Origin of the sequence: Dietzia cercidiphylli, assembly GCF_014145145.1 — a bacterium.
GTDB lineage: Bacteria > Actinomycetota > Actinomycetes > Mycobacteriales > Mycobacteriaceae > Dietzia > Dietzia natronolimnaea.
The window spans coordinates 1-4,831 of record NZ_JAALEA010000082.1 but is presented as its reverse complement, the minus strand read 5'-3'; the positions used below and the strand labels follow the sequence as shown (position 1 = coordinate 4,831).

The following is a 4,831-nucleotide window of genomic DNA, read 5'->3' as shown; positions in this document are numbered from 1 at the left end:
GGGCAGTTCGTCGGACCCACCCAGGACCACGTGCTGGGGCTCGCCGCGGAGCTCGGGGTGACGACGTTCCCCGCCCACACCGTCGGGGACACGGTCTACGTCCACGGTTCGCGCAGCCGGCGATTCCGCGGGGACATCCCGCCGGACCGCCTCGCCCTGCCCGACATCGCCCTGGCGACCACCCGCCTGGCCCGCGCGAGTGGCGAGGTCGACGTGGCCGCGCCGTGGGAGCATCCCGACGCGGGCCGGTTGGACGCCCAGAGCCTCGCCACCTGGCTGCGGCGCGGCGCGATCGGCGCCGGCGGGGTCGAGTTGATCGACACCCTCCTCGGCTCGGCGTTCGGGGCCGCGGCGTCCGAGGCCTCGGCGCTGTACGGCCTGGCGTATGTCGCGGGCGCGGGTGACGAGATCCACCCGGGCTCACTGGACCGGATGATCGGCGTGGCCGGCGGGGCCCAGGAATCCCGGGTCGTGGGCGGTTCGCAGGTGATCTCGCAACGCATGGCCGAGGAATTGGGCGACTCCGTCACCCTCGGCGCCCCCGTCCGGCGGATCGAACACCGTGCCACGGGGGTCACCGTCACCACCGACGCGGGGTCCTTCGACGGCGAGGAGGTGATCGTGACCGCGCCACCCCACCTGGCCGCCGAGATCGAGTGGAGCCCGTCGCTGCCCGCCCACCAGGACGCCCTGTTCCGCAGGATGGCCTTCGGCACCCTCATGAAGTGTGAGGCGATCTACGAGCGCCCGTTCTGGCGGGAGGACGGACTCTCCGGCCAGGGCGTCTTCCGCGGGGGCGGTACCCCGGTGTGCTCGATGTTCGACAACACCCCGCCGAGCGGCTCACCCGGGATCCTCATGGGGTTCGTGGGGGGAGCGGGGTGGCGGAAGTGGGCGCCCCGTCCGGCCCGGGAGCGCGGCGGGGCGGTCCTGCAGAGCTTCGCCCGGGTGGTCGGGCCCGCGGCGCTGGCGCCTGTCGGATACTTCGAGAAGGACTGGACCGCGGAACGCTGGACCCGGGGTGGCCCGACCGCTGTCCTCGGCCCCGGCGTCCTGACCACGCTCGGTCAGTGGCGCGACCGGCCGCTCGGCCGCGTGCACTGGGCCGGTGCCGAACACTCCGACTACTGGAACGGCTACATGGACGGCGCGGTCCGCTCCGGGGAGGCCGCCGCCCGCGCCGTGATCGCACACTCAGGAGGACATCCGTGACACGTCTGACCGTTTCCGTACAGCAGCGACTCGCAGCCCCGGTCGAGGACATCTGGGCCGTGATCGACGACACCTCCCGGTACGCCGAGTGGGTCGACGGGGCCCTGGAGGTCACCGCCCACCACGGTGCGGCGACCGTGGGCGAGACCTATTCCGAGCGGAACCGGACGATCGGGCCGCTCACGACGCGGTCCGTGTGGACGGTGGGGAAGGTCGAGCCGCGGTCCCTCAGGGTCGACTCCGGGACCGGGTTCGCGCCGTTGCACGACATGGTCAACACCTTCCGCTTCGAGCCGCTGGGCGCCGAGGCCACCCTGATGACGTACCGGGTCGACTGCCGGGTCGGGCTCGGCCCCCTCGGCCGCCTCATCGCGCCGGTTCTCGAGAAGTCGCTCACCGGCCAGTTCCGCCGGTCCATGACGACGCTCGAGAGCGTCGTGCACGCCGAACGCGGCATCGATCAGGCCGGTGGGCTGTGACGACGGAGTCGTCGGGATCCCGTGGGCAGTCGTCGCGGGCCCGCGAGCACGTCGCCGCCACCGCCAGGCGACTGGCGGCCGAGGGACTGCTCATCGGCACCGCCGGAAACGTCTCGGCCCGGGTGGACGACGGGCGGATCGCCGTGACCGGCACCGGCGTGGTCCTGGCCGACTGCCGAGCCGAGGACGTCACCGTGGTCGGCGCGACGGGCGAGCACGTGGACGGCCGACTCGCGCCGACCTCCGAGCTCGGGCTGCATCTGGGGATCTACTCCGGTACTCAGGCGGGGGCCGTCGTCCACACCCACGCCCCGTTCTCCACCGCCGTCTCCTGCGTGACCGGGATGGACGCGCTGCCCGTACTGCACTACCAGCAGTTGCTGCTGGGCGGCGAGATCCGGGTGGCGCCCTACGCGACCTTCGGAACCCCCGAGCTCGCCGACCTCGTCGTGGACGGCCTGCGCGACCGGCAGGCGGTCCTGATGGCCAACCACGGCTCGGTGACGGTGGGATCCTCCCTCGACAAGGCCCTCGACAACGCGCTGTTGCTGGAGTGGCTGGCGGCCCTGCACGTCCGCGCGAGTGGGGTGGGCACACCACGACCCCTCACCGAGGCGCAGCAACACGACGCGGTCGTCCAGGCGATCACCCTCGAGTACGGAACCACCAAGGAGAGCCCGCAATGACCGACATCTCATCCATGACGATCGCGACGGTCGGAGTGCACGTCCTCGACGTCCACGCGATCGGGATCGAGTCCATCCCGGAGGGCTCTGCCGGGGCCCTCGTGGACACCATCGCCTTCTCCCCGGCCGGGACCGCGGGGGGCACCGCGGTGGTGCTCAGCCGCCTCGGGGCCGGGGTCCGCAGCATCGGTGCGGTCGGCGCCGACTCGATCGGGCGCACCCTGATGACCCTGTTGAGCGGGGAGGGGGTCGACACCGGCCGCCTGGTGACCAAGGCGGACGCACAGACGTCCGCCTCGGTGATCCCCGTGCGCCCCAACGGGGACCGGCCGGCGTGGCACTGCATCGGCGCGAACGGCGTGTTCACCCTGGACGACATCGACGACGACGCGCTCGAGGGGCTCACTCATCTGCACCTGGGTGGGCCGGAGTTCCTGGGCGGCCCGGCGGCCGGCGAGCTGCTCGCCCGTGCCCGTGGGAAGGGGATCACCACGTCGGTCGACATCCTGGCCGACGGCGACCCCGGAATGCTCGAGTGGATCGCGGACGCGCTACCGCACGTGGACTACCTGTTGCCCAACGACGACCAGGTCCGCGGCTTCACCGGCGCCGACATGCTGGCCGAGGGCGCGCGCATGCTGATCGAGCGCGGGGTCGCGTGCGTGGCCCTCACCGCGGGCGCCGACGGCGCGCTCGTCGTGACACCGGACGAGACCATCGCGGTACCCGCCTTCGCGATCGACGTCGTCGACACCACCGGCTGCGGGGACTCGTTCTCCGCCGGGTTCCTGGTGGGGCGTCATCTCGGTCGCGACCTGCGGGGCTCCGCCGTCCTCGGCTGCGCGGTCGCGGCCCAGGTGGCCCGGGGGCTCGGGACCACCGCCGGAAGCTACGACCTCGATTCGGTCGTCGAGTTCGCCCGATCGGCTCCGACCGGCTGACCGCGAGGGCCGGCCTCGAGGGGATCGCCACAACCACGACCGGCCGGCTCCCCCCGCATCGACGCGGTGGGGAGCCGGCCCGTCGGGGTCGGCTGCGTGGCCTGAGCAGCCCTGAGTCAGGTCAGGCGACGCCCGTGCCCTCGTCGGCCGCGGGGGAGGTGTTGGTGCCACCGTCGTTGATCTCGAAGCGGGTCCACTTACCGTCCATGTCGACCTCCATGGCGTAACCGAGAGCATCGTCGGGGACCTCGACCGTCTTGAACCAGTCGTAGGCCTTGGTGTCGTCGGCGAACTCCTTCTCATCGATGACGTTCTGCTCGGGGTCGATCACGCGGTAACGGGGCATGCCCACTCCTTCGGTTCGGGTGACGTGTGTCGTGTCCGCATTCTGGGGGATCGAGCGCCCACTCGCATCCGGTCGCCGGGGGCGTACGGTCGGGAGTCCAGACGACCAGGGAGGCATCCGTGACCACCGATCCGACAGTTCAGTCCTCTGACCAGCCCGGGCATTCCGTACTCGTCGACCCGACGACCAAGTACCAGATCGAGGTGCCGGTCCAGCAGCAACCGGTTCCGGGGTTGGCCTCCGAGATGGACCCTCCCGCCGACCACGGGGAGGACACCTACGTGGGTCACGGCCGGCTCACCGGGCGGCGTGCACTGATCACCGGCGGTGACTCCGGGATCGGCCGCGCCGTGGCCATCGCCTACGCACGCGAGGGCGCCGACGTGGCGATCGGCTACCTGCCCTCTGAGCAGTCCGACGCCGACGACGTGGCCGAGCTCGTGCGCGCGGCCGGCCGGACCTGCGTCCTGCTCCCCGGCGACGTCGGTGACGAGGCCGTCGCGCGCGGGATCGTCCGCGACGCCGTCGCGGGGCTCGGCGGTCTGGACGTGCTCGTGCTCAACGCCGCCCGGCAGACCTTCGTCGAGCACCTGGAGGACCTGTCCTCCGAGCAGTGGGCCGAGACGATGAACGTCAACATCTCGGCGCCGTTCTGGATGATGCAGGAGGCGCTCGCCCACCTGCAGCCCGGATCGAGCGTGATCTTCACGTCCTCGGTGCAGGCGTACACCCCGTCACCGGGGCTCGTGGACTACGCCACCTCGCGCGCGGCGGTCAACACCATGTCCAAGTCGCTCGCCCAGCAGCTCGCACCGCGCGGCATCCGCGTCAACGCCGTCGCGCCCGGTCCGTTCTGGACAGCGCTCCAGGTGAGCGGCGGCCAGAAGCCCGAGAAGCTGCCGATCTTCGGGCACAAGAATCCGCTGGGTCGGCCCGGACAACCGGTCGAGATGGCGGGCGCGTACGTGTACCTGGCCTCCGACGAGTCGTCCTACACCACCGGGAACACCCTCTCGGTGACCGGCGGCGCGCCCACTCCCTGAGCCGGCCCAACGCAGCCGCACGCCGGGATGGCGTCTCGCGTGAGCCGCGGTGCGGGCGAGACGCCATCCCGTCGTGCGGCTGTGCGCTGACCGGGCACGCGCTCGCGCGAGACGCCATCCGCGG

At 72.0% G+C, this 4,831-nt stretch carries 6 protein-coding genes; 5 read left to right on the top strand and 1 reads right to left on the bottom strand.

Going from position 1 to position 4,831, the window contains the following annotated elements; genetic code table 11:
- The 4 genes from G6028_RS03750 to G6028_RS03735 all read left to right on the top strand — a co-directional run.
- The coding region (locus tag G6028_RS03750) for a flavin monoamine oxidase family protein (RefSeq protein WP_182658082.1) at nucleotides 1-1,212 on the top strand (1,212 nt) is incomplete at its 5' end.
- A complete protein-coding gene (locus G6028_RS03745; protein WP_182645648.1) occupies nucleotides 1,209-1,691 on the top strand; it encodes an SRPBCC family protein in 483 nt (160 codons plus the stop codon). The genes G6028_RS03750 and G6028_RS03745, both read left to right, overlap by 4 nt.
- Complete coding sequence (locus G6028_RS03740; protein ID WP_179523238.1) at nucleotides 1,688-2,377, top strand: class II aldolase/adducin family protein; 690 nt, start codon at nucleotides 1,688-1,690, stop codon at nucleotides 2,375-2,377. The genes G6028_RS03745 and G6028_RS03740 overlap by 4 nt, the downstream gene beginning before the upstream one ends.
- On the top strand, nucleotides 2,374-3,318 hold the full coding sequence (locus G6028_RS03735) for a carbohydrate kinase family protein (RefSeq protein ID WP_182658081.1): 945 nt from the start codon (nucleotides 2,374-2,376) through the stop codon (nucleotides 3,316-3,318). Before G6028_RS03740 ends, G6028_RS03735 begins: the two co-directional genes overlap by 4 nt.
- A 121-nt stretch (nucleotides 3,319-3,439) precedes the next feature.
- Here the strand turns inward: G6028_RS03735 and G6028_RS03730 are convergent, their stop codons facing one another.
- Nucleotides 3,440-3,664: a hypothetical protein gene (locus G6028_RS03730; RefSeq protein WP_179523236.1), complete on the bottom strand. Its 225-nt coding sequence runs from the start codon at nucleotides 3,662-3,664 to the stop codon at nucleotides 3,440-3,442.
- Between the two features lie 119 nt (nucleotides 3,665-3,783).
- Here G6028_RS03730 and G6028_RS03725 point away from each other — a divergent pair, with 119 nt between their 5' ends.
- Entirely contained in the window at nucleotides 3,784-4,707 is a 924-nt protein-coding gene (locus G6028_RS03725; protein WP_179523235.1) for an SDR family oxidoreductase, read from the top strand.
- Nucleotides 4,708-4,831: the final 124 nt, after the last annotated feature.